This is a genomic window from Sphingobium sp. TomMM7A, assembly GCF_055397305.1.
This window is the reverse complement of record NZ_AP027311.1, coordinates 1,420,421-1,445,644: the sequence shown is the minus strand read 5'-3', so window position 1 is coordinate 1,445,644 and position 25,224 is coordinate 1,420,421. Positions and strand designations below refer to the sequence as shown.

Genomic DNA, 25,224 nt, shown 5'->3' with positions numbered 1-25,224 from the left:
TTTGAGAGCAGTTTGTGACCGCAGAACGTCGTTACCGTAGAGACAGTGACACTGCCGCGTGCGTGTTGGAGGACATCATCGTCCTTTACCATCGCGCGTCGGGCCAGACGCATATGATGGTCAGCCCTGCTCCAGAGATATTGGAGGCGCTGGATGACGAAGCTGACTCCACAGCCGCGCAACTGCATGCGCGGCTGGAACGTCACTATGATCTGGGCGAGCGGACGCAGGCGATTGCGGAAATCGAGACGCATCTGGAAGGGCTGACGGCGCTGGGTCTGGTGCGCTGTTCATGAGGCACCAGCTTTCCCTGTCGATCGGCCTCGCGTCATTTCGGATCGGTTCAGCATGGCGGGAGCCGCTGGAATTGCTGGCGAAGCTGTACGACAGCTATCCTCAGCCAAAGGAAGATGTGGCCGACTTTACCGTGCGGCTGGAGCCGACGAGCATGGTCCGGCGATGGGTCAGGCCGTCGATCTTCATCACCGGCGATCATGGCCTGGCCGACGCGGCGCCGATGAGTTTGACGCATGGGCTGTTGGCGGCGGAAATGGGCATGAACCTGCAAATGGCGCTGGGTTGGCGGCGGCACCTGCTGCTCCATGCGTCGAGCGTGGAGAAGGATGGTCGCGCGCTTGTGATGACCGGCGAATCCGGGTCCGGCAAGTCGACGCTCGCGGCTCAGCTTGGCGAGCGTGGTTGGCGGCTCATGGGCGATGAATTTGCTCTGCTGGACCTGGCCACCGGCGAATTACTGCCTTTTCCTCGGCTCGTTTCGCTCAAGAACGGCGCCATCGATGTGATCACGGGGGAGGTTTCGGCCGAGCGGATGGGGCCGTTGATGGCTGGCACGGCGAAGGGGGATATTCGACACCTCATGCCTCGCTCCGATGCGGTCGCGCGGATGACGGAAGCGGCAAAGCCCGCCCTGCTGCTGTTTCCGCGTTTCGGACATGCCGCCGACGTTCGCCCGGTGGGGCAGGGCGAGGTTTTCATGCGTCTGACTCAGGCGTCCACCAACTATGTCGCATTGGGAGAGGCGGGGTTCGGTGCGCTAACCCGGTTCGTTCAGCATGTACCCGCGCGGGCGATCGACTTTCCTTCAGGGGACGAAGCCATCGCGATGGTCGAGCGATTGTGGGAAGAACTCGCATGAGCGCCGCGCTTTTGGTCAGGTCGCTCCGCGATCCGGCGTCGGTCAGGTGTCTGGACAGTGCCAGGTGGAATGCTTTGATCGCGGCGGCACGGGCTGAGCGGCTGATCGGAACGCTGGCCATGCTCGTCGATGAGGGGTTGGTGCCCGAGAGGGTGTGGCCGATTCTGGCTGATGCGCGGTTGGATGCGGCGCGGGAAGCCCGGCAGGCTTTATGGGAAGCAGATCGGGCCGCTGAAGCGCTGGGGGAGCCGGTGCTAATGTTGAAGGGGACTGCCTATGCGGCAGCTGGGCTCAAGGCAGGCGAGGGAAGATTTATCGGCGATCTCGACATTCTGGTTCTGCACGGCCGTTTGAAGCAGGTCGAGGAAAGGTTGATCGCGGCGGGGTGGGAGTGGGTCAAGGAAGATGCCTATGACGACGCCTATTACCGGCAATGGATGCATGAACTGCCGCCGATGATCCATCGCGAGCGGGACAGGATGATCGATGTGCATCATACGATCCTGCCGCTGACCGCGCGTCCGAGGCCGAACGCGGAGGCGATGCTGGCGGATGCTACGCCGGTGACTGATCGGTTATCGGTCTTGTCGCCGGAGGATATGATCTGCCATTCCGCCGCGCACTTGTTTGCGGATGGCGATCTGGCGGGTGGTTTGCGCAACCTGTGGGATATTCACTGCCTGTGCCGCGAATTTGGGGAGAGTCAGCAGGATTTTGATCTTGGCTTGCTTGAAAGGGCGGCGGAGCATCAATTGTATGCGGCGGTGTTGCGCGCGCTGAGACTGGCGCACTTCCTGTTTGGCACCCCTGTCCGGCCCCTTGGCTCACCCATTCAAGTGGACTATCGCCCGAGATGGAGCGACCGTCTTTTCATCGCTCGGCTGCTGGCTCGGGACGGTTGGGGGCGTGAAAGGCGCAAGCTGCTGCGCTTTGCATTTTACGTTCGGTCACACTGGCTGCGCATGCCCCCGATGATGCTGGCCCGGCATTTGCTGACGAAGTGGCGCAAAGGGCACCGGCCCGCCTAGCGCCTGGCCGTGACATGCAGATCGGAAACAATATTCTGAAGATTGCCGAGTAAGGGGAAAGGCGTCGGCTTTCCGGAAGGTTCGGTAGAGGGGGAAATCGCCATCCCCATCCACATCACGTCATGCCATTGACCGAATTTGAAGCCGACTTCCCTGTAGATGCCCACCTCTTTCATACCCAACGCCGTGTGAATCGCCACGCTGGCGCTGTTCGGAAGGGTTATGCCCGCGAAGAGGCTGTGATAGCCCTGATGCCGCAATATCTGGATCAATATGTCGTAGAGACGCCTCCCGATCCCGCGACGATGATGATCAGCCGTCAGATAGACGGAGATATTCGCCGACCAATCATAAGCCGCCCGGCCGCTATGGGGTCCGGCATAGGCATATCCCACTATCCGACCATCCACCTCGGCGATCAGCCATGGGTAATATTTTAAGCAATCGGTTAGCCGAAAGCTGAATTCCTCAGCGTCTGGTGGCACGCTTTCGAACGAGATTACGGTGTTCAAGACATAAGGGGCGTAGATCGCCGCGAGGTGAGGCGCATCGTCCTCAAGAGCCGTCCTGATGATTGCCGTCATGCCATCAATCCTGTTGGGACAGGGGGAACAGAGGGATTGCTGCGGCTCACCGCTTCAATATGTTCAACGCGAGCACCGTCATGGCTTCGCTTGCCGTGGCGATGACTTTGTCGGCCTCCGGCGCCCAGAAGGGGCTGTGAAGGGAGGGAAGGGTGAGCTGCCCAGCGGCGGCTTTTGCCATCTGATCGGCGGGAACGCCTCCGACCCAGAAGATGAAGCTGTTGATGCTTTTGTCAGCCCGGTAATAGCGGCCGAAATCCTCACCGCCCATCGATGGCTTCGTCTCGATGACGCGTCCTTCGGGGAAATGCGTTTTGAGCAGTCCGGCCATTTCGTTGGCGAAGGCGGGCGGATTGTAAGCGGCGGGCGTGAATTCATCCTTTAGCGAGACAATCGGCATCCGATCGTCGGGAATGCCCGCCGCGATTGCCTCGCCGCGCGCGATGCGTTCGATGCCGTGGATCAGCCGTTCGCGATTCTCGTCGGAATAGCTGCGGACGGTGAGAAGCAGCTTTGCCTCGTCAGGGATGATATTATGCTTCGCGCCGCCGATGAAGCTGCCGACCGTGACGACTGCGGGGTCCAGAGGGTCCTGTTCACGGCTGATGAGGGTCTGAAGAGCTCCGACGATGCGGGCGCCCAGCACTATGGGGTCTTTTGTCGTTTGAGGATAGGCGCCATGACCGCCGGTGCCTCGAACGACTATGTCCACGCTGTCTACATTGGCGAGCGCATAGCCGGGGGTATAACCGATTGTGCCCGCCGGAAGATTGGCGGCGTCATGGAAGGCGATGGCATGCGTGGGACGGGGAAAGCGGGTGTAGAGCCCATCGTCCAGCATCATGCGCGCGCCGCGACCGACTTCCTCGGCTGGCTGGAGGATCATGACCAGCGTACCGCGCCAGCTGTCCTTCCTTGATGACAGCAACTGGGCTGTTTCGATGAAGGCGGCCATGTGCGTGTCGTGGCCGCAGGCGTGCATGACACCGGTTTCAATGCCTTCAGCCGTCTTGGTGCGAACTTTCGAGGCGAAGGGGAGGCCGGTCTGCTCCGTGACTGGTAGGCCATCCATGTCTGCGCGGATGAGGAGAACCGGTCCCTCGCCATTTTTCATGACCGCGACGACGCCTGTGCCGCCCACCTTTTCGGTGACTTCGAACTTCATCGCCTTGAGGCGGCGGGCGAGCTTTGCGGCGGTTGCCGTCTCCTGTTCCGACAGTTCGGGATGGGCATGGAGATCGCGGTAAAGCGTCATGAGGTCGCTCATGTCGCGATCGATCTGGGCGGCTATCCCCTGTGCCTGTGGAACTGGAGATGCAGGAGCGGCACCAGTCTGTGCCGTGGCGGCAGACGAAAGAGTGGCGGCGGCCATGATGAGCTTGAACGCGTGACGCATCGGCTATTCTCCCTGTTGGATGGGAGCATAGGAAGATTTGGCGGCGCAAGGAAAGTGGCAGATATGAAAGGGCGCCCGTCCATTGAAGGACGAGCGCCTGTCATGGTCTGTCGCGACGAGATCAGAAGTGGAAGATCACACCCGCGGTCGGACGGAAGCTGTCGAAATCATAGGTTTGAGTCTGGAAGCGGAGGCGAATGCCGCTCTTGCCGGTGATGCCGCCAAGGCCAATGTCCTTCGGGTCGACTTCGACGCCGACGCCGTACATCCAGTCCTTGCGTGGTAAAATTGCAACGCGCTCTTATTGGGCAGTCCAGCCGCCGTCGATACTCATGTTGGCGCCCGTGATATTGGCCGCCGCATCACTGCACAGGAAGAGCGCCATGGCGGCAACCTGATCCACGGTCACGAATTGCTTGGTCGGCTGTCCAGCGAGCAGCACATCATTCATCACCTGCTCGCGCGTCATGTTCCGCGCTTTCATAGTGTCGGGAATCTGGTTCTCGACCAGCGGCGTCCAGACATAGCCCGGTGAGATGCAGTTGGCGGTGATACCGAACGTGGCGAGTTCGAGGCCCAGCGTCTTGGTGAACCCGGCAAGGCCGTGCTTGGCGGTCACATAGGCGCTCTTGAAGGGAGAAGCTGTAAGCGAATGGGCGCTGGCCGTCTGGATGATGCGTCCCCACTTTTTCGACTTCATATAGGGGATGGCAAGGCGGGACGTGTGGAAGGCGCTGGTCAGATTGAGCGCGATGATGAGGTCCCATTTGTCGACCGGGAAATCCTCGACCGGGGCGACATGCTGCATGCCCGCATTGTTGATGAGGATATCGACGCCGCCAAAAGCACTGGCCGCTTCCTGCATCATCGCTTCGATCTCGGCGGTCTTGGTGAGGTCGTGCCCGCTGTAGAGGGCCTTGGCGCCGCTCGCCTGCTCCAACGCCTGCCGTTCCTGTTCGATGGCGGTACTGTCGCCGAAACCGTTGATGATGATGTTTGCGCCCTCGGCGGCAAGCGTTTTTGCATAAGCAAGGCCGATGCCGGAGGTGGAGCCCGTGATCAGCGCTGTCTTTCCGGCGAGGGACTTGGTCATGCGTTTTTCTCCTTGAGAGTATCGGGGGCCTGGAGGTCGAAAGTGGCGCTTTTGCCGTTCGTGATGTTGCGGGCGATCAGGTCGCCCTTGTGCATCACTTCCTCGACGGCGTCGCGGCCCTGGCTCCAATGATCGAGCATGGTGGAACGGGAAAATTCAAAGTCGCGAGCGCCACTTTCCCAGGCGCGACTGCGGTAGATGAGGTGGACGATGTTGACCGAGCCACGGTCGAGATATTGCTTGAGGCGCTGGGCGTCGGCGTCGTCTTTGAGGTCCGGCGGCAATTTGTCGAGCAGCGCCTTGATCGCCTTATGCTCGCGGCGCAGGCGTAGATATTGATCGGTGACCTGACGCGTCCGGCTGGAATATTGAATGTCCTTGGCGCGGGAATAGACGTCCGTCATCTGGCGCGGCATCGGACCTTCGGCGGGGAAAAGGTCGACCTGAAAGACGAGCATGTCGTCATTTTGATGTTCCAGCACGTGAGCTAAGGGCGTGTTGGAAACGAGACCGCCGTCCCAATAATGCCGCCCATCTATTTCGACCGGGGGCAAACCGGGGGGGAGCGCACCCGAAGCCATGATGTGGCGCGCGTCGATGCGAGTCCGTCCGTCAGGGCCTCGCGTGTCCCAATAAGCGAAGTTGCCGCTTTCTACATCCACCGCTCCGACCGAGAGGCGGACAGGGCCGTCGTTCAGAAGGTCCCAATCCACACAGGCGTCGAGCGTTTCCTTGAGGGGGGCGCTGTCATAGAAGCTGATCGCCCCCGGCGTGCCTTCGGGCATCATCACGGATGGCCAGAGGCGAGGGCGGAACATGCCGGGCACGCCGAATGTCGCAACGGCTCCCGCCGCCATCAAATGCGCCGCTTCACGAATATGATCGATCTCGGGCAGGACGATATTGGGAAGGCCGCCGGAAACCGTCAGCCAAAATTTCTTCATCCGGCTGATGCGGCGGTGCGGGGGATTGCCCGCTATGATCGCGGCATTGACAGCGCCGATCGAAATGCCCGCGACCCAACTGACGTCGATGCCAAGTTCATCGAGGCGCTGATAAACCCCAGCCTGGAAAGACCCAAGGGCGCCACCACCCTGAAGCAGCAGCGCAACATCGTGGGGCAAGGGGAGCGGCGTGCTCGCCCGGCGGGGAATGGAAGGATCGATATCGGCCATGTCGCAGTGCAATATAACGACTAGCGCGCGGGTGCCAACTTAATGTGCTGCAACAATCCGATAAGCTGAAAGCAACCAACTCCATATCGCAGCCGTTCCAACCCTCACGCTGATCGGATAGGCATGGGATGAAAGAGAGGGCGTCATGCGGTTGGACGACGAACGGGAAAGCTCCAATTTCGAGGTGCAAAGCGGCCGTGGCGGCTTTGGTGGCGGGCTAGGCGGTGGCCTTGGCATGCTGTTGCCATTCATCGGCAGCCGTTTTGGTTGCGGCGGGATTGTCGTCGCGCTCATCATCCTGATGGTGATGGGCGTCAATCCGTTGAGCTTGGTCGGTGGCGGAGGCGGCGTACAGCAGGATGCGTCCGTCAGTCGTGATCCGCAGAAATTGTCGGAAATTCAGCATTGGTCTTTGAAGGTCCTGGGATCGACCGAGAAGGTGTGGGGCCAGATTTTCCAGCAATCGGGGCAGCAATATAAGCCGACGGTCCTGTCATTTTACTCGCAGGCCGGAGCGTCGGGCTGCGGCGCCGCGCAAAGTGCGATGGGTCCATTCTACTGTCCCAATGACAAAAAGGTGTATCTGGATACCGATTTTTTCAATGAACTACGCCAGCGCTTCGGCGCGCCGGGTGACTTTGCCCAGGCCTATGTGATCGCCCATGAGGTCGGGCATCATGTGCAGGATCTGGAAGGCACTTTGGGACAGGTGCAACAGCGTCAGCGCAGCGTGGGGGAAGAGCAAGGCAATGCCCTGCAAGTGCGCGTTGAGTTGCAGGCGGATTGCTATGCAGGCGTGTGGGCGAAGCGCACGGGGCTGATGGAAGCGGGCGACCTGGAAGAAGGCATGACCGCCGCGCAATCCATCGGCGATGATACATTGCAAAAGGCGGCGGGACGGCGTCCCGTGCCGGAAAGCTTCACCCATGGATCAAGCGAGCAGCGGATGACCTGGCTGCGCAAGGGGCTGGACAGCGGTGACCCGGCGCAATGCGATACTTTTGCCGGGGCGGCGCGTTAAAAAGCGCTCTAAACTGTCAGAGGGGGCGGGCTTCCGAACTTGTTGCAGTATCGCTGTTACCGGCTTCGCTCGCGCCGGTCGGCGGTTCACCGGGAAGGCCGTTGCCCGGCGCGAGGAATGGCTTGCCCGCTTCCGGCATAGGCTGGCCAAAGGATACGGCAGGAGGGGCCTGCTCCATCGGCACTGGCGCTACGACAGATTGTTGGGCGGGCAATGGCTGTTGAGCCGGGGGCTGCGGAACCATGGGTTGAACCACTGGATCTGAGGGCGTCGCCGAAGGGTGCGGCGTGATGCCCTGAACCAACAGAACGATTATTGGGGCGCTGACCAATGTGATGGCGGCGAAAGCCTTGTAGAGCATGCAGGCACATCCTGAACCAAAGACGCGCTGTTTCTAGTGGCTTTCGGTAAATAAAATCCTGCGCATTTGGCCTAATTATGGTCCAGTTTTTTCAGCAGGTCCATCATATCCGATGGCAAGCTATCGCGCTTGGCGCGGAAGGTAGACTGCAACGCGTTGCCGATGCCTTCATAGGGCTGAGGAACGCCAACCGTCAGGAATTTGCGATCAGTGGTCTTCCGCCCGTTGCCAGATCGGCTCACTGATTTACGCTGCATTTCCATGTTTCTACAACGGGCGGCAACGGGAAAAGTTTCTGGCATTCATTTAAGGCTCGGGCGATAGCAACGGTATGACAGGAGAGATTGCGGTGGCGGACTGGACGGCGGCAATGGCGCGGATGCGTGGGCATTCGCCTTTCCTCGCCAGACAGATGGACAGGTTTCCCCAAGTGGTTGACCTGCTCGAAGGTGGAGACGTCGAAGCTGCGCTGAAGGCGGCCCAAAACGTATCGGGAGCGGAAGAGGGGATCGCCAAATCGCTGCGGCGGCGGAAGGGCGCATTGTCGCTGGTCACGGCGGCGGCGGACCTGTCGGGCGCCTGGGATCTGGATCGGGTGACGCGCACCTTGTCGGATTTTGCCGACCAGGCTTTGGAAGAAGCACTGCGCGCCACATTTGCCGAGCGGTATCCGGGTGCCGAGCCGAAGGGATTTGTCGTGCTGGCATTGGGCAAGCATGGCAGCCGCGAGCTGAATTACTCATCCGATATCGATCCCATCCTGCTTTATGACCCGACGACCCTGCCGCATGGGGAGCGGGAGGACCCGGCTGATGCGGCAGTGCGGATCGGCAGGCGGGTGAGCGAGCTTTTGAATGCGCGGGACGGCGATGGCTACGTCTTTCGCGTCGACTTGCGGCTGCGTCCTTCTCCCGAAGCCACGCCCATCGCGCTGCCGGTTGAGGCGGCGATCGGCTATTATGAATCGACGGCGATGGGTTGGGAGCAGGCCGCTTTCGTCCGCGCGCGCCCTGCGGCCGGTGACTTGGCGCTGGGCGATTATTTCATGCAGCAGATTCGTCCGTTCGTCTGGCGGCGGAACCTGGATTTCGGTGCGATCGACGCGATCACCGACATTTCGCGACGGATCCGCGACCATTATGCGCAGGGTCAGGCTTTCGGGCCGGGCTATGATCTGAAACGGGGACGTGGCGGCATTCGGGAAGTCGAGTTTTTCGCGCAGACCCATCAATTGATACATGGTGGGCGCGATCCGGCGCTAAGATCGGGCAATACGCGCGAGGCGCTGCGAGCGCTGGCGGCGGCAGGGGTCTTCGATCTGGAAGTCTCGCACAAGCTGGACGAAGCCTATGTGCTGTTCCGCACGATCGAGCATCGGTTGCAAATGGTCGAGGATCGGCAAACGCATGAGCTGCCCAAGGCCGCCGAAGCGATGGACAATGTCGCGCGGCTTCATGGTTTGGACAATGGCGGGGACTTGATCGAACTGCTGCGCCCGAAGGTGGAATGGGTGGGGGCCAATTACGATCAGCTGACGCCCGCTGAAAAATCAGAGTCGCTTTCGCATGACGAGGACCGGCTGGCGGCGCAGCTGGCGGAAATGGGTTTTGTTGATCCGCAGGCTCCGGTCGCGCGTATCGCTCGCTGGCGCACGGGCAGCATCAGGGCGTTGCGCAGCACGGCTTCGCGGGAAGCGCTGGAAGATTTGCTGCCGGGATTGATGCGCACATTGGCGGCGGCGCCCGATCCGGTACGGGCGCTGAACCGCCTTGATGACCTGATCGGCAGGCTGCCGAGCGCCATCAACTTCTTCAAGCTGCTTGCCGCGCGGCCGGGGCTTGCAGAGCTGATGGCGGAGTTGCTCAGTCATGCGCCGACGCTGGCGGATGCGCTGGGACGGCGGGCCGAACTGCTCGATGGGCTGATCGATACGTCCGCTTTTGATCCGCCGCCTGCCGTGGAGCAACTTGCGGAACAGTTCGCGCAATTGGAAGCGGGGGAGGATTATCAGGCGCTGCTGGACCGGGTGCGGCAGCGGGTTAATGATCGGCGATTTGCGCTGGGTGCGCAGATCATTCGCGGCGGTGATCCGCTGGAAGCAGGGCGTGGCTATTCGCGGGTGGCGGAGGCGGCGATCGAGGCGTTGGCGAGTGCGACCGTCCGGGAATTTGAGGCGGTGCATGGGCGGGTGCAGGGTGGCGAGATGCTTATCCTTGCGCTTGGCCGACTGGGCGGCGGCGTTTTGACGCATGCTTCGGATCTGGATCTGGTTTTTCTTTTTTCCGGCGATTTCATGAAGGAATCCGATGGAAGAAAGCCGTTGGGGGCTACGCAGTATTTCAACCGGCTGGGGCAACGCATAACCAATGCGTTATCGGTGCAGACGGCGGCGGGGCCGCTTTATGAGGTGGATACGCGGTTGCGGCCGTCGGGCGCGCAGGGGTTGCTGGCGGTCAGTCTGGACAGCTTTGCCAAATATCAGCGCGAGGAAGCGTGGACCTGGGAACATCTGGCGCTGACGCGCGCGCGGCCGGTTTTCGGGTCGGATAGCGGCCGTGCGGCGTTGAGCGCGATATTGGCCGAGACTTTGGAACGGCCGCGCGATTTCCCGGAGCTGGCGCGTCAGGCGGTGAAGATGCGCCGCGACATCGCCGCGCACAAGCCGCCTGCCAGCGAGCTGGACGTCAAGCTGGTGCCGGGGGGGCTGGTGGATCTGGAGTTCCTGATCCACGTGTCGCAGTTCAAGCATAATATGGCGTTCAGTCCTGATTTGCGCGCCGCTTTGGATGAGCTGGTCGAGGCGGGTCATCTTCCAGCCGACCTGATTGATGCGCATGACCTGATCACGCGCTTCCTGATCGTGTCGCGGCTGGTGTCGCCCAAATCGACCGAGCCGCCGGAGGCCACCCGGCCGGTCGTTGCACGGGCATGTGGTGTCGAAAGCTGGGACGCGCTGCTTGAAAGCTATGCGCAGGCCCGGCAAAGGGTGAGCGATGCCTGGGCAGCGCTGTCCGCGCCCTATTCGGAGGAAGAAGATGCTGGAAGCCGGTGATGCCCTGCCGAGCGTGACGTTGAAGGATGCCGATGGCGTCGACTTCACATTGGATCGGTTCAAGGGGAAGCCGGTCGTCGTCTATTTCTACCCCAAGGCCGATACGCCCGGCTGCACCAATGAGGCCAAGGACTTCACCGAGTTGGCGGGTGAGTATGCGGCATTGGGCGTGCCGGTGGTCGGCATTTCCAAGGATAAGCCCGCGAAGCTCAAGAAGTTCGCGGACAAATACGGCCTGAACGTGACGCTCGCATCCGACGAGCCGGGGGAGGCGTGCGAGGCGTTCGGCACTTGGGTGGAAAAGTCGCTTTATGGCCGGAAATATATGGGGATCGAGCGTGCGACCTTCCTTGCCGACGGAACGGGCAGGATTGTGCGCGTCTGGCCCAAGGTGAAGGTGAAGGGCCATGCTGCCGAAGTGCTGGAGGCCGTGAAGGCGCTTTGAATTTGCCGGTCGAGATTGAGAGTGTGGGGCAAGCCTGCGCTCATGTGCTGATGACTCCAGAGCCACGGGACAAGCTGATGGCGGCGCGCGCGGTGGCCCGTGCCTGGAGGCAGGGCCGGTTGGCGCATCGGTTCGATGCCGCGATGCCCGACACGCCTGCGCGGCCCGACGCTCCCGCCCTGCTTCCCGCCAATCAGATGCCCAAACGCGGCAAGATCGGCTCTGACCGGGCGCGGATCGCCATGCTGCATGCCTTGGCGCATATCGAGTTCGTCGCGATCGACCTTGCCTTCGACCTGATCGGCCGGTTCGGGAGCGAGTTTCCGCAAGCCTTCGTCGATGACTGGATGCAGGTCGGCGCCGAAGAGGCGATGCATTTCGCGCTGCTGGACCGGCGTCTGCGGCAAATGGGAAGCTTTTATGGCCAACTGCCTGCCCATGACGGGCTGTGGCAGGCCGCTACCGAAACCGCAGGGGATGCCATGGCGCGGCTAGCCATCGTTCCCATGGTGCTGGAAGCGCGGGCGCTGGACATCACGCCCGCCACGATCGTGCGGTTCGAAGAGGTGGGGGACAAAGCATCCGCGCGCATGTTGCGCCGCATTATGACAGATGAGATTCGCCACGTTAGAGCCGGGACAAGTTGGTTTGGTCATGCGGCGAACCGAGAGGGGCTGACCCCCGCAAATCATTACCAAATCCTTGTAAAACGCCATTTTCGCGGGGCGCTGAAACCGCCGTTCAACGACTCGGCGCGTCGACAAGCCGGTTTAACGCTGGATTTTTACGGCGCGCTTGCACAATGAAGCGGGAAATGTCCTTTTGATGACGCGGGTGGCGATTTAGGTCGCATTTGGTCAACACGGGGAGCGCCGAGAGGCTCAAAAAGCCTCCGGAGGATAAGTCGGGGTCGGCATGTTGTTTCTTCGTTCGAATAATGCGCGTAGCGCGCGATGGTTCCTGTCTGCGTGTAAATCCATTGGGGCTATAGGCGTAGTGAGCGCATTGTGCGCCGCGATGCCTGCGCAGGCCAAGCCTGTCGCCGACGATCCTTATGGCGATGCAACGGAAATCAATACCAGCGGGCTTGGCCCGGCAGATATCGGCTTTTCCAATCTTTTCTCCAGCCTTCAGCGGCTGGACGGCGGCGTAAAGGCGGCCAGCAACAATATTCCGACCGGTCGGCCTGTCGAAAGACTGTCGCTGACCTCCAACTTTGGTGTTCGTTCCGACCCGTTCAACGGCGGCGCGCGGATGCACAAGGGTATCGATATTCCCGGACCCGTCGGCACCCCGGTTTACGCCACGGCAGACGGCATCGTCAGCCGCGCCGGTTGGGCAAGCGGTTACGGCAATCTGGTGCAGATTTCCCATGGCGGCGGTCTTGAGACCCGTTACGGCCATATGTCGAAGCTGATCGCGGCCCCCAACAGCTATGTGCATCGCGGCCAGTTGATCGGCCTGATGGGATCGACCGGGCGTTCGACCGGCAGCCACCTTCATTATGAAGTCCGCGTGGACGGCCAGGCGATCAACCCCATGCCGTTCGTCGTCGGTCCCGATGTTCTCGTAGCGATGAACACGAAACCGCCGATCGCCATGGGCGGCCCGACGAAAGCGCAGGAGCATGACGCGGAATAATCCGCGCTACGCCGCTTATCCTTTGCAAAGGCTCGGCACCAATGGGTTGCCGGGCCTTTTGCTTGATCTTATCTAGGCGCCATGGCTGACATTGACCTTACCCCTTCCGCCGCTGCCCGCGTGGCTGCGATTGCCGCCAAGCAAGGCAAGCCCGCGATCCTGCGACTGGCCGTGGAGGGTGGCGGATGTTCGGGCTTTCAGTACCGCTTTGGCCTCGCCGATGCGGTGGAGGCGGAGGATGTGGCCGTCGAACGGGACGGCGTGACGCTGGTCGTCGATGATGTGAGCCTGGATCTGGTGCGGGGTGCTGCCGTTGATTTTGTTTCCGACCTCGGCGGATCGGCGTTCAAGGTGACGAACCCGAATGCCACCGCTGGTTGCGGTTGCGGGTCGAGCTTTTCCATTTAATCACGGGCTGGGCTTTTGTTCGCTTTTGACGCTTTCACCCGTTCGGGCTGAGCTTGTCGAAGCCCGCTTCTTCTTGAAGAGAAGTAGAGCCCTTCGACAGGCTCAGGGCGAACGGTGCTGAAGAATTGCACCACCAAGCGCTAATCACCGGCTGTCTGTCCCTTGTATAAGGGGGGCTATTCTCTTTAGGGATGCGCGGGAGGAGAAGAGCCCCATGCGCATCGCGACCTTCAACATCAACGGCATCAAGGCGCGATTGCCGCGCCTGCTGGAATGGCTGAGCGAGACGCAGCCAGATGTCGCCTGCCTTCAGGAAATCAAGACTTCGGACGAGACATTCCCGCTGAAGGACATTGAGGATGTCGGCTATGGGGCGATCTGGCACGGGCAGAAGGGCTTTAACGGCGTTGCCATCCTGGCGCGCGGCGAGACGCCGGTCGAGGTGCGGCGGGGCCTGCAAGGTGAACCCGAGGATGAACATAGCCGCTATATCGAAGCCGATGTGAAGGGCGTTCGGGTGGCCAGCATCTACCTGCCCAATGGCAATCCGCAGCCGGGGCCGAAATTCGATTACAAGCTGCGCTGGATGAAACGTCTGCGCGACCGGGCGGCGGAGATTTGGGCGGAGGAAGTGCCCGCCATTCTTGCTGGCGATTATAATGTCATCCCGCGCGACCGGGACGTCTATTCGGTCAAGGCCATGGCGGACGACGCGCTGATGCAGCCGGAAAGCCGGGCCGCTTACCGCCGCCTGCTGGGTGACGGGTGGACCGATGCGATTGCGAGCCGACACCCGGCTGGTGGGGTGTGGACCTATTGGGACTATCAGATGAACGCCTGGCCGCGTGACGCCGGTTTCCGGATCGATCATCTGCTGCTGAGCCCGGCGGCGGCCGATCGCCTGATCGACGCACAGGTGGACAAGGATTTTCGCGGACGGGAGAAGGCGAGCGACCATGCGCCGACATGGGTTGAACTGAGCGCGTAATATTACCCGGGAATAATTGACTCTATATTATCCGGGTAATATTTGTCGCGTCGAAGGAGATTCGATGTGACACGGCGTTTTACGGCCTTTGCGGGTGAACATGTGGTCGCCGCTGGCGACGAAGGGGAAATGCGGCGGGCGCTGAAGGCCATGGCCGACGATGCGCAAGGCGTCCTGCTGTTCGATGACATGACCGGGCGCCAGGTCGATATCGACCTCCATGCTTCCGCCGATCAGGAGCAACGGGGGCGAGGGCGGCCGAAAATGGGCGTGCAGTCGAGGGAGATCACGCTGTTGCCGCGTCATTGGGAATGGCTGGCGGCTCAGCCCGGCGGAGCGTCGGCGACGTTGCGACAATTGGTGGAGCAGGCGCGAAAGGCTTCAGAAGGATTGATGCCGCCGCGCGTCGCCATGGACGCCGCCTATCATTTCCTGACGGTGATGGCAGGGGACCGGCCCGGTTATGAAGCGGCCATTCGCGCGCTGTATGCGAGGGATCAGGCTGCGTTCGAGGAACTGTGTGCGGATTGGCCGGTCGCGATCCGCGATCATGCGTTGGGGCTGGCTGCCCCTGCATTCGCCTGATCAGCGTCGGGCGCTCAGGCGCGGGCGGCTTGCGCCACGCTGATGCCGGGGCGAGCGGTCGGGTCGTCCAGCTCATGTGCCTGCCATCCGGCGGCGTCCCGGCTATATTCGACATGGTGGCCGCGCTGAAAGCTGGCGCCGTCCCAGACAATGACTTGCAACTCGATCCGGTCGCTGCGGTGGACGTGGAGCCAGTTGAAGCTTTGCGGTTCGGCGTTGCGCAGGCGGGTCGATGTCGCGGTGCCTGCCTGAATTACTAGCGCGCCGCCTGCGTCGGCGACCATCTTCTGCGCTGCTTCGGCATAGGTGCGGTGGAAATGGCCTGCGAGGGCGATGTGGATTCCGGCTGCGGCTGCGGCTTCGACCGCGTCATCATGGCGGCCGACCGCTTCGCTCAGCTCTCCACCCTTGCCGATGGGCATGGCGAACAGGGGGTGGTGAGTGACGAGGATGCGCGTCTTTTCCGGTGCGACCGGGGCGAAGCGCTCTTCGATCATCTTCATCTGGTCATGGTTGATGCGCCCGTCCTTGATCGTCAGCGAACGGGCCGTGTTGATGCCCAGGATCGCGACCTTTTCATCCTCATACCAGGGGCAAAGCTCATTGCTGATATAGCGTTTGTAGCGTTCCAGGGGGGCGGCGAAACGGCGGACCACGTCATAGAGCGGCACGTCATGATTGCCCGGAATGACGAGCAGGCGCATGCCCGCCGCGCGTAGCCGATTGAGCCAGGCGGAGGCGGCGCGGAACTGATCGACGCGGGCGCGCTGCGTGAAATCGCCGCTGATGATGACCAGGTCGGGCTGGCTGCGTTCCAGCCAGGCTTCGGTGGCGGATACTATTTTGGGATCGTTGGCGCCGAAATGGATGTCGGACAGGTGAGCGATGCGAGCCATGGCTTTCCAACGACTGTTCACGCGGATTTGTTGCGGTGAGGAGCCGATGGGGTTCTGGCGAGTTGTTGGGGCATGGAAACGAACTCCCTGCCGCGCGATGCGGCGCTGATTGTCAATGTTCACAGCCGGAAGGGAGAGGCGCTTTTCCAACAGGCGCGGGAGAAGCTGGAGGCGGCGGGGGTGCGCTTGATTGCGGCCCATGCGGTGCGCGATCCCGAGCGATTGCAGGAGACGGTACGCGAGGCGGTGAGCAATGGTGCGCCGATGGTCATCGTGGGCGGCGGTGATGGGTCATTGTCCGGGACGGTGGATGAGCTGGTGGGGAAGGATTGCGTGTTTGGCGTGTTGCCGCTTGGCACGGCCAACAGCTTTGCGCGGACGCTCGGCATTCCGCTGGATCTAGATGGGGCCGTGCAGGTGATCGCGCAGGGCAGGCGGCGGCGCATTGACCTGGGGATGATCGATCACGATTATTTCGTCAACGCGGCGTCGCTGGGGCTGTCGCCGATGATCGGGAAAACGGTGCCGCACAAGCTGAAGCGCTATCTGGGGCGGATCGGTTATCTGATCTGGGCGGTAAAATGTTCGGTCGGGTTTCGGGCGTTCCGGTTGATGATCGATGACGGCCAGGCCGAGCGGCGGATGTGGTCGACCGAAGTGCGGATATTGAACGGACCTTATCATGGCGGGGTCGAACTGTCCGATCGTGCCGACGTGGATAGCGGCGAGATCGTGGTTCAGGCGGTGGTGGGGCGCAGCCATGCGCGGCTGGCGTGGGACTGGTACGCTAAATTCTTCAAGCTGCGCGACAGGGATGCGCAGACGGAGGAGTTTCGGGGCCAGTCTTTTCGGATCGAGACGCAGCCTAGGCAGCGCATTTCGATCGATGGCGAGGTGGTCGCGAGGACGCCCGCAACGGTCAAGGTTGCCGCGGGCGCTATTGATGTGGCGGTGCCGGGTTAGGCTTTCAGGCGAGGTTCTTTTCGTAGATCTGGTAGATCTTGTTCACCTTGCCATCGATGGCATCTGCGATGGCGTTCATCCCCTGATTGTCGTCGAGCACCCAGCCGAGCTCACCCCGCGTTGCGCCATAGCGGCTGACGGCGTTGCGGCGGATATATTCGATCATCATGAAGGCGAGCTGGCTGGCAAGGCGGGAGGATTGGAGCCTCTGGACCACGCCCATCAGCGGTACGCGCATGGTGCGGACTTGCGGTTTGCGCAGCCACCAGAGGAGCTTGGCCCAGCCGAAGGGGAGCAGGGAGCCGTTCAATGGCGCGGTCGCTTCGTTGAGGTCGGGCAGGGTCATCATGAAGGCGACCGGCTCGCCGTCGAGTTCGGCGATCATGATCAGGTCTTCGAACACAATGGGCTTCAGCTTCTTGCCGGTATGCGCGACTTCGGCGTCGGTGATCGGGACGAAACCCCAATTCCTGCCCCAGGCGTCGTTGAGGATGCCGAGCAGGATGGCCGCCTCGGCGTCGAATTTCGACTTGTCGACCTGGCGGATGCGGATGCGGTCGCTCTTTTCGCCGGACGAGACGATCCGCTGGATGAGGGGTGGGAAGGGGTTGGTGATGTCGAGTTCGTACGTCTTGAGCTGCTTGACGGGCTGGTAGCCCGCGCCCTCGATCATCGCCTGATAAGCGGGGCTGTTGTGGCCCATCATCACTGTGGGGGGATGGTCATGGCCTTCGATCAAAAGGCCCGGTTCTTCCCAGATCGAGAGGGAAATGGGGCCTAACACGCGGGTCATGCCCTTGGCGCGGAGCCAGCTTTCCGCCGCTTCGATCAGCGCCTTTCCGGTTTCGGGGTCCTCCGCTTCGAAAAAGCCGAAATTGCCGGTGCCCGGACCCATGCCCTGTTCAACCGGCTGGGCGAGCGCGAGATGATCGATATGGGCGGAGATGCGGCCGACGACCCGGCCATCGCGACGGGCCAGGAAATATTGCGCCTCGGCATGGCCGAAATAGGGGTTCTTGCTGGGCTCTATGACACCGTAAACTTCGCTCTTGAGCGGCGGCACCCAGTTGGGGTCATTGGCGTACAGGCGCCATGGCAAGTCCACGAACGCCTTTTTGTCGGCCTTGGAAGTGACGGGGGTTATTACCAGATTCGGAGTAGCCACGGCAGAGCTTTCGCTAAAGGACCGGAGCAGTTCGGCGCTTGTTACGACATTGTCAATCCGGTGCGCGCCTGATGACGTACCAAGGCGAAGCTGTCATGCCGCTGCCACGATTTCAGCGCATTTACCATTTAGGAGCGCCTGCATGACTGTGCATGATCCCATCATAGCGGGCGCGGCCGTCAAGCGCGCCTCGATTCCGGATGACGCGGCGATGCTGCGCGCCGCAGCGGAACTGTCGCGCGAATTTGCGGTGGCGAACCCGAGAATTTACTGGCCGGACCTGCTGGCGTCGGCGCTGATCGGCTATGCGGCGCTCGCTGGGGCGATCGTGGCGAACAGTGTCGCATTGGCGCTATTGTGCGGATTGGTGGCGATGCTGGCGCTTTATCGCGCGGCGAGCTTCATCCATGAGCTGACGCATATCCGCAGGGACGCGCTTCCCGGTTTCCGGCTGGGCTGGAACCTGCTGGTCGGCATTCCGCTGATGATCCCGTCCTTCATGTATGAGGATGTGCATACGCAGCATCATGCGCGCACCCGCTACGGCACGGCGAACGATCCGGAATATCTGCCGCTGGCGTTGATGAAGCCATGGTCGCTGCCTTTGTTCATCCTGATCGCGTCGCTGGCGCCCGTGGGTCTGATCCTGCGCTATGGCGTGTTGGCGCCGCTCAGCCTCTTCGTGCCCGCGCTACGGCGCAAGGTCGTCGCCGAATTTTCGGCGCTGTCGATCAACCCCGCCTATCGCCGCCGGGCGCCGGAAGGGGAGTTTCGCCGCCGCTGGCTTTGGCAGGAGGCGGGCGCTTCGCTGTTTGCGCTTGCCCTGGTCGCCAGCGTGTTCGTTTTTGGATGGAAGCCTTTGCTCGTCTATATGGCTGTGCATTCGGGCATGACCGTCATCAACCAGCTTCGCACGCTGGTCGCGCACCTTTGGGAGAATGAGGGCGATGCGATGACGGTGACGGCGCAATATCTGGATTCGGTGAATGTGCCGCCGCCTTCGCCGCTGGCCGCGATCTGGGCGCCGGTGGGGCTGCGCTATCATGCGCTGCATCACCTGTTACCGAGTGTGCCTTATCATGCGCTGGGCAAGGCGCATGCGCGGTTGATCGCGGCCTTGGGCGAGGAGTCGCCTTATCATCGCGGCAATTATGCGGGCATGTGGCCGCTGGTGGGGAAGATTGCGCGCAGTACTATGGTTCGGCGTTAAGCCGTCGCGTTGGGCCTGAGATCCCAGTTGAAATGAGTCACGCGCCTCATTTCAACGCTGGGATGACGGACTGAAAAGAGGCTTATTCCTCCGTTCTGAACAGGACCGTTTCGCCCACGAGCAGGAAGAGGAAGAAAGGCGCCCAGGCCGCGAGGATGGGCGGGTAGGCGCCGAGATTGCCCATGGCGAGCGAGAAATTGTCGGCGACGAAATAGGCAAAGCCGAGGGCCATCCCCATCACGGCGCGCACGAATAACTGGCCCGAGCGCGCTAGGCCGAAGGCGGCGACGGACCCCAGGATCGGCATCAGCAGGGCCGAAAGCGGGCCGGACAGCTTGTGCCATAGGCTGCCTTCCAGTTCCGCGGTCGGACGTCCCGCGTCGCGCAGGTCGGCGATGGCGGCGCGTAGTTCCGAGAAAGTCAGGGCGTCAGGATCGACCTTTGCCAGAGTAAACTGATCGGGCCGGATCGCATGGCCGAAGCGGACGGTGCCAACCTGCCGTTCCGTGCCGCGCGCAACGTCGAACTGGCGCGCATCCTCCAGCAACCAGCTCTTGCTCGCCGCATCATAATGGCCGCGCGGAGCTTGGACGATGGTCGTCAGGCTATTGTTAACACGGTTGAAAATCTCGACCTTGCGTAGCTGCACATTATTGCCCCGACCCGCGACGATCGCGGCGGTGACGAGGTTGTTGCCGTCACGGACCCAGGGATTTGACTTTACGCCGCTGTCTGCGGGAATGGGGCCGTAATCAACGGCCTGCCAAGCGCTGAGCGAAGCGGTTGCGCGGGCTACCACGCGTTCGTTGAAAGCATAGCTTATGATGGCGACGCCGAGTGCGGAGGCGATCAGCGGCGCCAATATCTGGTGCGCGGACAGGCCCGCCGCCTTCATCGATACGATCTCGCTATTCTGGTTCATGCCCGCGAGCATGATGAGCGTGCCAAGAAGCACCGAGAAAGGGAGGAAGCGCGCTATGATCTGCGGTATGCGAAGGCCGACATAATGCCACAGCTGCGCATCGCCGTTACCGGCATAGGCCAGGATATCGCCTGACTCGCCCAGCAGGTCGAGCGTTTGCAGCACGACGACCAGCAGCGCCAGCACGGCGAAGGTCCGCGTCAGGAACAGGCGCGCCATATACCAGCTGATCTGGGGCGAGGGGAAGAAGTCGAACTGCATGGGTCAGGCTGCTCCCTGCGCGGTGGTCACCCGCTTTCGCCCGAAGCGAAGCAGTTTCGCGATCTGCTTGCCGAGCTTTGCAAAGGCATATTCGAGGGCGCCGATCGGCTGGCCGCCCGGGCGGTGCGCCACAACATGATACATCCACATGATCAGTACGGCCGTCAGCAGGAATGGCGTCCAGAGTGCTATGATCGGATCAACTTTGCCCAGTGAGCCGACGCCTTGGCCATATTCGTTGATCTTGTGATAGGTCACGATGAAGATGATCGAGAGGAAGACGCCGAGTGCGGATGTCGATCGCTTGGGCGGGATGGCGAAGGCGAGGGCCGCGAGCGGCAGAAGCATCATCATCGCCACCTCCACCAGGCGGAAGTGGAAGTTGGCGCGAATTTCATAGCGCAGCTTTTCGGGTGTCGTGGGGTCATGACCCATCACCGCAAGTTCAGGGATGGTCTTTTCCCGGTCCACGCTGCGGCCACGGAAACGCTCTATCTGCGGCAGGTCGATCGGCAGATCGTGGCTGGAGAAGGAAAGGATGCGCGGGGACTTATATTTGGGCGCGTCGTTGACCAGCACCCCATCGCGCAAGCGGAAGATGATGGTATCGGGATCGTCCGTCGCCAGGAAGCTGCCTTGCGCGGCGGTCACCGCGACGGTCTGGCCATCCTTGCCAGCGGCGCGCACGAAGATGCCCTGAAGATTGCGGCCTTCATCCAGGCTGCGTTCGATGCGCAGGGTCATGCGCTTGCCCAGGCTGGTGAACTCGCCGACCTTGATCGATGCGCCTAGAGCGCCCGAGCGCAGTTCGAAACGCAGCGCCTCATAGGCGTGCCGGGAGAGCGGCTGAACGAAGCCGACGATGCCGAAATTGAGGAGGGCGAGCGCGATCGCGTACATATAGGGGACACGCAGCAGGCGGCCGTAGGACAGGCCGACGCCGCGCATGACGTCCAGTTCCGATGACAGGGCAAGTTTGCGGAACGCCAGCAATATGCCCAGCATCAGGCCGATCGGAATGCCGAGTGACAGATATTCCGGCATCATGTTGGCGAGCATGCGCCATACGACGCTGACGGGGCCGCCCTCCGCCGCCACGAAGTCGAACAGGCTGAGCATCTTGTCGAGCACTAGCAGCATCGCGGAAATGACCAGCGTGCCGAGCATCGGCAGCGCAATCAGACGGGCGAGATATCGGTCGGTGGCGGTCAGCATTCTCTATGTGGTCGTCCCATCACCATGATTTGGCCGCAAACCCCGCCCATAGCAGAGTCAAGGAAATGAAGTTCGCGGGGGCGAACAGGGGCTCGCCGTCCGGTTTCATCGGGCGGCTATAGCTTCACGGAGTTGGATGGTCATGTTCAAAGTTGCGATGGGCCTTTTGTCGGCTGGGGCAGTGTTTGCCTCTATCCCGGCCTTGGCTCACGGGCAGGAAATCGGAAACGAGCTGGATCGTTGTGGTCCGTCCGCGAAGGGTCCGGCGCTGCTGATCGACGTTCGGGGTTTTGCCGCCGCGACGGGCAAGGTCCGCGTGCAATCCTATCCCGCGACCAAAAGTGCCTGGCTGGCGAAGGGTGCGTGGTTGAACCGGATCGACACGGCGGTTCGCTCCGGCAGCGACGGGATGCGATTCTGCATGCCGGTGCCCGAACCGGGTAGATACGCGATTGCGGTCCGGCACGACCGGGACGGCAATGGCAAGACGAGCATTTCGCGCGACGGCGGTGGTTTTTCCAACAATCCGTCGATCAGCATCTTCAACCTGGGCAAGCCGTCGGTCGAAAAGGCTGCGGTGAAGGTTGGTCCGGGTGTGACGCGGATCACCATTAAACTTCAATATATGTGAGTTCTGATGGTCCGGGTCGCGCTTCTGTCCAATCCCAAGTCGACGGGCAACCGGCAGACGCTGCCGCGCGTGCGCAGTTACTGCGCGAGCAATCCCGACATCTTCCATTATGAGGTGGAGCATGTCGATCAGATCGGCCGCGCGTTGCAAACCATCGCGCGCGTCGATCCGGTGGTCATCGTCATCAATGGTGGCGACGGGACGGTGCAGGCGGCGCTGACGGAACTGTATCAGGGTGAGCATTTCAAGGGCCGCGTGCCGCCGATCGCGGTGCTGCCCAACGGCAAGACCAATCTGATCGCGCTCGACCTTGGCATCCATGGCGATCCGATCAAGGCGCTGGAACGGATCGTTCAGATCGCCAAGGCGGGCGTGGACGATCATGTCGTGGCGCGTGAGCTGATCGCGCTGTCCGACGGAGGTGCAGAATCGAGGCCGGTGCTGGGCATGTTCCTGGGCGGCGCGGGGCTTGCCGATTACATGCTTTACTGCCGTAACCAGATTTATCCGCTTGGCCTGTCCAATGGGCTTAGCCATTTCCTGACCGTGATAGCGGTGCTGGTGTCGTTGGTTTTCGGCATTCGCGCGCGGTTCCTGCCGCAATCGAGCCATCCCGTGCGCATCTCGCTGATTCGGGAAGGGCAGTTGGCGGGGCGCTTTGCCGTGCTGATCGTGACAACGCTCGACCGGCTGCTGCTGGGCGTGCAGGCGGGGGACAGCCGTCGCGGGAACATGAAACTGATGGCGGTGGACCAGAGTCTGGCCGCGCTTTTGCGGCTGGCCTGGGCGAGCATCACCCGGCGGGTCGGCAAGTCGCAGGTGCAGGGCGTGCATCTGGAGCAGGGCGATATCATCCGGATCGAGGGCGACCGAAGCAGCGTCATTCTTGACGGTGAGCTGTTTGAGGCTTCGGAAGGCAAGCCGATCGTGTTGCGATCGACGGAGCCGGTGCCTTTCCTGCGGCTGGCGGCTTGAGGGTTGCCCTCAACTCCGTTCGGGCTGAGCTTGTCGAAGCCCTTCTCTTTTTTAAAAATTGAGCCCTTCGACAGGCTCAGGGCGAACGGGAATAGGGGAGAGGTTATCCCTTCCGCTTGAGCGCATCCGCCAGTGACACAGTCGCGCTGCCCCGCCGGGCTGGCTTGGCTTGGCTGGAATCGGGTTTCCACCCGCTCAGATACAGGATCGCCATATCCTCCGCAGTGCGCCCATCAGCATCTGCGGCGGCCGAGAAGTGCTGGCTCGCGCCGATCAATGTCTCGCGGCGCAGCGCCGGGGGATGGGACGCCAACACATTGCCTGCGCCCATACCGCGCAGGTCCTGCATCAGGCGTAATATGTCGCCGTAGCGCACGGTCAGCGTCTCGCTGTCCGCCACTGGCATGGCGAAACCGGCTCGGCTCAGCAGGTCGCCTGCCGCGCGCACGTCGATTTGCGGATGGATGTGCTGGGCGGGGCGGTCGCCTTCTCCGGCCATCAGCGCTGTACGCAGGCGGGGCAGGGTGCCCGCGCCGGTAAAGGCCGCGAGCAGCAGGCCGTCGGGCCGCAGGATGCGCCGCATGAGGATGAGCGCGCCGGGGAGGTCATTGACGCTGTCCAGTGTGCCGCATGCGATGATGAGGTCGAAACTGTCGTCGGCGAAGGGGAGCGCGTCTTCTTCCGCCTGCACGCCGCCCTGCGCGCTCGCGGCTGCGAAGCCGGGGTCGGTGCATATTACCGTCTTCCCCATGGTTTCAAGCGCGGCGCGAGCGCTGCCGTCGGGGCAGCCGATGACGAGAACTTCGGACAAGTCACGCTGAACATCCGCCAGCCGGTCGAGCAATTCGTCCAGCATCGCGCGATAGAGAAAGTCATGCTCGGCGAAGTGCGGCATCATCCGGTCCCGCCGCCTGGCGCGCAATGTGCGGTCGAAGATGTCGGGCTGGCTCATGGCGGGCCTTGTGCATCGGTGCCGGAGCGGGAACAAGGGCGATCATGCATCTCGCTTCTCTTCTCAAGAGCGCTGTTCGCCCGGCGCTCGACTATGCGCTGCCGCCGCGTTGCCCCGGATGCGGCGTCATCGTTAATGCCGACGATGCCTTTTGCCTGACATGCTGGAGCGGGATGCGCTTTCTGGGCGAACCATGCTGCGCGCGATGTGGCGTGCCGTTCGAACATGATAGGGGCGGGGACGCGGCATGCGGCGCCTGCCTTGCCGATCCGCCGCCATTCGACAGCGCGCGGGCGGTGCTGGCCTATGGCGATGTCGCGCGGACGGTGGCGTTGCGGCTGAAATATGGGCGGCGCATCAGTCTGGCGCGCCTGATCGCGCGGCATATGGCTCGGCGCTTGCCCGCCTTCGATGCACCGCCGTTAGTCGTGCCGGTGCCGTTGCATCGGTGGCGGCTGTGGTGGCGGGGCTTCAATCAGGCGGCGCTGATCGCGGATCATCTTGGCAGGGCTTCAGGGCTGCCGGTGGACAAGCATGCGCTGCTTCGAGTCCGTGCCACGCAGCCGCTGCGGAGTATGCATGCGCGACAGCGGGCCAAGGCTGTCGCGGGCGCTTTTGCACTGGCTAAGGATCATGGCGTCAAAGGCAGGGCGGTGTTGCTGATCGACGATGTTCATACCAGCGGCGCGACTGCGGCTGCTTGCGCGCGGGTGCTGAAACGGGGCGGGGCGTCCAGCGTTCATCTGTTGTGCTGGGCGCGGGCTTTGCCGGAAGGCGCGGAAGGCACTGATTGACAAAGCTCCGTTCAGCCACAATTTCAGCGCGCAAGGAGTATCGAATGGCGAAGGTGGAAATCTACACAAAGGCATGGTGCGGATATTGCGCGCGGGCAAAGGCGCTGCTGGAAGGCAAGGGCGTGGCCTTTGACGAATATGACATCACGATGGGCGGCCCGAAGCGCGGCGAAATGTTGGATCGCGCCAATGGCGGGACCACGGTGCCGCAGATATTCATCGACGGCAGGCATATTGGCGGCAGCGACGACATGGCGGCGCTGGATCGTCAGGGCAAGCTGAACCCGTTGCTGGGACTATAAGCGTC

Annotated in this window: 28 protein-coding genes and 1 pseudogene; 17 read left to right on the top strand and 12 right to left on the bottom strand. The window is 62.0% G+C overall.

The annotated features are described in order from the left end of the window. Window positions 1-14: 14 nt before the first annotated feature. From ACZ5ZH_RS07315 to ACZ5ZH_RS07305, 3 genes are read left to right on the top strand one after another with little or no spacing between them, the layout of a single operon-like run. The gene (locus ACZ5ZH_RS07315) at window positions 15-296 is read left to right on the top strand and encodes an HPr-rel-A system PqqD family peptide chaperone (protein WP_464771068.1); all 282 of its coding nucleotides are present in this window, start codon (window positions 15-17) and stop codon (window positions 294-296) included. After that, the gene (locus tag ACZ5ZH_RS07310) at window positions 293-1,156 is read left to right on the top strand and encodes an HprK-related kinase A (protein ID WP_464771067.1); all 864 of its coding nucleotides are present in this window, start codon (window positions 293-295) and stop codon (window positions 1,154-1,156) included. The genes ACZ5ZH_RS07315 and ACZ5ZH_RS07310 overlap by 4 nt, the downstream gene beginning before the upstream one ends. Then, window positions 1,153-2,184: a nucleotidyltransferase domain-containing protein gene (locus ACZ5ZH_RS07305; RefSeq protein ID WP_464771066.1), complete on the top strand. Its 1,032-nt coding sequence runs from the start codon at window positions 1,153-1,155 to the stop codon at window positions 2,182-2,184. The genes ACZ5ZH_RS07310 and ACZ5ZH_RS07305 overlap by 4 nt, the downstream gene beginning before the upstream one ends. On the opposite strand, the gene ACZ5ZH_RS07300 is transcribed toward ACZ5ZH_RS07305, so the two are convergent. The 5 genes and pseudogenes from ACZ5ZH_RS07300 to ACZ5ZH_RS07280 form a co-directional block, all read right to left on the bottom strand. Beyond that, on the bottom strand, window positions 2,181-2,768 hold the full coding sequence (locus tag ACZ5ZH_RS07300) for an arsinothricin resistance N-acetyltransferase ArsN1 family B (RefSeq protein WP_464771065.1): 588 nt from the start codon (window positions 2,766-2,768) through the stop codon (window positions 2,181-2,183). The two genes, ACZ5ZH_RS07305 and ACZ5ZH_RS07300, sit on opposite strands and share 4 nt — an antisense overlap. Before the next feature lie 46 nt (window positions 2,769-2,814). Continuing rightward, a complete protein-coding gene (locus ACZ5ZH_RS07295) occupies window positions 2,815-4,164 on the bottom strand; it encodes an amidohydrolase (protein ID WP_464771064.1) in 1,350 nt (449 codons plus the stop codon). A 121-nt stretch (window positions 4,165-4,285) separates the two neighbouring features. After that, window positions 4,286-4,444 (bottom strand): annotated as a pseudogene (locus ACZ5ZH_RS07290) (opacity protein); the annotation flags it as partial. A gap of 21 nt (window positions 4,445-4,465) precedes the next feature. Continuing rightward, window positions 4,466-5,257 carry a 3-hydroxybutyrate dehydrogenase gene (locus ACZ5ZH_RS07285; protein ID WP_464771063.1) on the bottom strand — a complete coding sequence of 264 codons (792 nt, stop codon included), beginning with the start codon at window positions 5,255-5,257 and terminating at the stop codon, window positions 4,466-4,468. After that, window positions 5,254-6,432 (bottom strand): patatin-like phospholipase family protein, encoded by a 1,179-nt coding sequence (locus ACZ5ZH_RS07280; protein ID WP_464771062.1) that lies wholly within the window; start codon window positions 6,430-6,432, stop codon window positions 5,254-5,256. The genes ACZ5ZH_RS07285 and ACZ5ZH_RS07280 overlap by 4 nt, the downstream gene beginning before the upstream one ends. Before the next feature lie 145 nt (window positions 6,433-6,577). On the opposite strand from ACZ5ZH_RS07280, the gene ypfJ reads away from it, so the two are divergent. Beyond that, window positions 6,578-7,453: a KPN_02809 family neutral zinc metallopeptidase gene (gene ypfJ / locus ACZ5ZH_RS07275; RefSeq protein WP_464771061.1), complete on the top strand. Its 876-nt coding sequence runs from the start codon at window positions 6,578-6,580 to the stop codon at window positions 7,451-7,453. Between the two features lie 16 nt (window positions 7,454-7,469). On the opposite strand, the gene ACZ5ZH_RS07270 is transcribed toward ypfJ, so the two are convergent. Both ACZ5ZH_RS07270 and ACZ5ZH_RS07265 read right to left on the bottom strand, forming a co-directional pair. Next, window positions 7,470-7,814, bottom strand: a complete 345-nt coding sequence (locus tag ACZ5ZH_RS07270; RefSeq protein WP_464771060.1) for a hypothetical protein — start codon at window positions 7,812-7,814, stop codon at window positions 7,470-7,472. Between the two features lie 71 nt (window positions 7,815-7,885). Beyond that, window positions 7,886-8,071: a hypothetical protein gene (locus ACZ5ZH_RS07265; RefSeq protein ID WP_464775162.1), complete on the bottom strand. Its 186-nt coding sequence runs from the start codon at window positions 8,069-8,071 to the stop codon at window positions 7,886-7,888. Between the two features lie 74 nt (window positions 8,072-8,145). Here ACZ5ZH_RS07265 and ACZ5ZH_RS07260 point away from each other — a divergent pair, with 74 nt between their 5' ends. The 7 genes from ACZ5ZH_RS07260 (at window position 8,146) to ACZ5ZH_RS07230 (ending at window position 14,933) form a co-directional block, all read left to right on the top strand. Then, on the top strand, window positions 8,146-10,866 hold the full coding sequence (locus tag ACZ5ZH_RS07260; RefSeq protein ID WP_464771058.1) for a bifunctional [glutamine synthetase] adenylyltransferase/[glutamine synthetase]-adenylyl-L-tyrosine phosphorylase: 2,721 nt from the start codon (window positions 8,146-8,148) through the stop codon (window positions 10,864-10,866). After that, complete coding sequence (gene bcp, locus ACZ5ZH_RS07255; protein ID WP_464771057.1) at window positions 10,850-11,311, top strand: thioredoxin-dependent thiol peroxidase; 462 nt, start codon at window positions 10,850-10,852, stop codon at window positions 11,309-11,311. The genes ACZ5ZH_RS07260 and bcp overlap by 17 nt, the downstream gene beginning before the upstream one ends. Continuing rightward, window positions 11,308-12,117, top strand: coding sequence for a ferritin-like domain-containing protein (locus tag ACZ5ZH_RS07250; RefSeq protein WP_464775161.1), 810 nt, complete (start codon window positions 11,308-11,310; stop codon window positions 12,115-12,117). The genes bcp and ACZ5ZH_RS07250 overlap by 4 nt, the downstream gene beginning before the upstream one ends. A 109-nt stretch (window positions 12,118-12,226) precedes the next feature. Then, complete coding sequence (locus ACZ5ZH_RS07245; RefSeq protein WP_464771055.1) at window positions 12,227-12,952, top strand: M23 family metallopeptidase; 726 nt, start codon at window positions 12,227-12,229, stop codon at window positions 12,950-12,952. 81 nt (window positions 12,953-13,033) lie between these two features. Then, window positions 13,034-13,360, top strand: a complete 327-nt coding sequence (gene erpA / locus ACZ5ZH_RS07240) for an iron-sulfur cluster insertion protein ErpA (protein ID WP_196224126.1) — start codon at window positions 13,034-13,036, stop codon at window positions 13,358-13,360. Window positions 13,361-13,574: 214 nt separating this feature from the next. Further along, the gene (xth, locus tag ACZ5ZH_RS07235) at window positions 13,575-14,348 is read left to right on the top strand and encodes an exodeoxyribonuclease III (RefSeq protein ID WP_464771054.1); all 774 of its coding nucleotides are present in this window, start codon (window positions 13,575-13,577) and stop codon (window positions 14,346-14,348) included. Window positions 14,349-14,414: 66 nt separating this feature from the next. After that, window positions 14,415-14,933 carry a DUF2239 family protein gene (locus ACZ5ZH_RS07230; RefSeq protein ID WP_464771053.1) on the top strand — a complete coding sequence of 173 codons (519 nt, stop codon included), beginning with the start codon at window positions 14,415-14,417 and terminating at the stop codon, window positions 14,931-14,933. 14 nt (window positions 14,934-14,947) lie between these two features. On the opposite strand, the gene ACZ5ZH_RS07225 is transcribed toward ACZ5ZH_RS07230, so the two are convergent. Beyond that, window positions 14,948-15,829, bottom strand: a complete 882-nt coding sequence (locus ACZ5ZH_RS07225; protein ID WP_464771052.1) for a metallophosphoesterase family protein — start codon at window positions 15,827-15,829, stop codon at window positions 14,948-14,950. Window positions 15,830-15,901: 72 nt separating this feature from the next. Between ACZ5ZH_RS07225 and ACZ5ZH_RS07220 the strand changes: the two genes are divergently transcribed. Beyond that, complete coding sequence (locus ACZ5ZH_RS07220; protein WP_464771051.1) at window positions 15,902-16,792, top strand: diacylglycerol/lipid kinase family protein; 891 nt, start codon at window positions 15,902-15,904, stop codon at window positions 16,790-16,792. Between the two features lie 4 nt (window positions 16,793-16,796). Here ACZ5ZH_RS07220 and ACZ5ZH_RS07215 read toward each other — a convergent pair whose 3' ends face one another. After that, window positions 16,797-17,957, bottom strand: a complete 1,161-nt coding sequence (locus tag ACZ5ZH_RS07215; RefSeq protein ID WP_460986167.1) for a GNAT family N-acetyltransferase — start codon at window positions 17,955-17,957, stop codon at window positions 16,797-16,799. 142 nt (window positions 17,958-18,099) lie between these two features. On the opposite strand from ACZ5ZH_RS07215, the gene ACZ5ZH_RS07210 reads away from it, so the two are divergent. Continuing rightward, on the top strand, window positions 18,100-19,167 hold the full coding sequence (locus ACZ5ZH_RS07210; RefSeq protein WP_464771050.1) for a fatty acid desaturase family protein: 1,068 nt from the start codon (window positions 18,100-18,102) through the stop codon (window positions 19,165-19,167). Window positions 19,168-19,249: 82 nt separating this feature from the next. On the opposite strand, the gene lptG is transcribed toward ACZ5ZH_RS07210, so the two are convergent. After that, window positions 19,250-20,350 (bottom strand): LPS export ABC transporter permease LptG, encoded by a 1,101-nt coding sequence (lptG, locus tag ACZ5ZH_RS07205; protein WP_464771049.1) that lies wholly within the window; start codon window positions 20,348-20,350, stop codon window positions 19,250-19,252. A gap of 3 nt (window positions 20,351-20,353) precedes the next feature. Further along, window positions 20,354-21,565, bottom strand: coding sequence for an LPS export ABC transporter permease LptF (lptF, locus tag ACZ5ZH_RS07200; RefSeq protein ID WP_460986164.1), 1,212 nt, complete (start codon window positions 21,563-21,565; stop codon window positions 20,354-20,356). Window positions 21,566-21,701: 136 nt separating this feature from the next. Here lptF and ACZ5ZH_RS07195 point away from each other — a divergent pair, with 136 nt between their 5' ends. Continuing rightward, the gene (locus ACZ5ZH_RS07195; protein ID WP_460986163.1) at window positions 21,702-22,196 is read left to right on the top strand and encodes a DUF2141 domain-containing protein; all 495 of its coding nucleotides are present in this window, start codon (window positions 21,702-21,704) and stop codon (window positions 22,194-22,196) included. A 6-nt stretch (window positions 22,197-22,202) separates the two neighbouring features. Then, on the top strand, window positions 22,203-23,171 hold the full coding sequence (locus ACZ5ZH_RS07190) for an acylglycerol kinase family protein (protein ID WP_449473449.1): 969 nt from the start codon (window positions 22,203-22,205) through the stop codon (window positions 23,169-23,171). A 103-nt stretch (window positions 23,172-23,274) separates the two neighbouring features. Here ACZ5ZH_RS07190 and ACZ5ZH_RS07185 read toward each other — a convergent pair whose 3' ends face one another. Then, complete coding sequence (locus ACZ5ZH_RS07185; protein ID WP_464771048.1) at window positions 23,275-24,123, bottom strand: class I SAM-dependent methyltransferase; 849 nt, start codon at window positions 24,121-24,123, stop codon at window positions 23,275-23,277. 44 nt (window positions 24,124-24,167) lie between these two features. Here ACZ5ZH_RS07185 and ACZ5ZH_RS07180 point away from each other — a divergent pair, with 44 nt between their 5' ends. Next, window positions 24,168-24,917 (top strand): double zinc ribbon domain-containing protein, encoded by a 750-nt coding sequence (locus tag ACZ5ZH_RS07180; protein ID WP_464771047.1) that lies wholly within the window; start codon window positions 24,168-24,170, stop codon window positions 24,915-24,917. 44 nt (window positions 24,918-24,961) lie between these two features. Beyond that, on the top strand, window positions 24,962-25,219 hold the full coding sequence (gene grxC, locus ACZ5ZH_RS07175) for a glutaredoxin 3 (RefSeq protein ID WP_449473447.1): 258 nt from the start codon (window positions 24,962-24,964) through the stop codon (window positions 25,217-25,219). The last annotated feature ends 5 nt before the right edge of the window (window positions 25,220-25,224 follow it).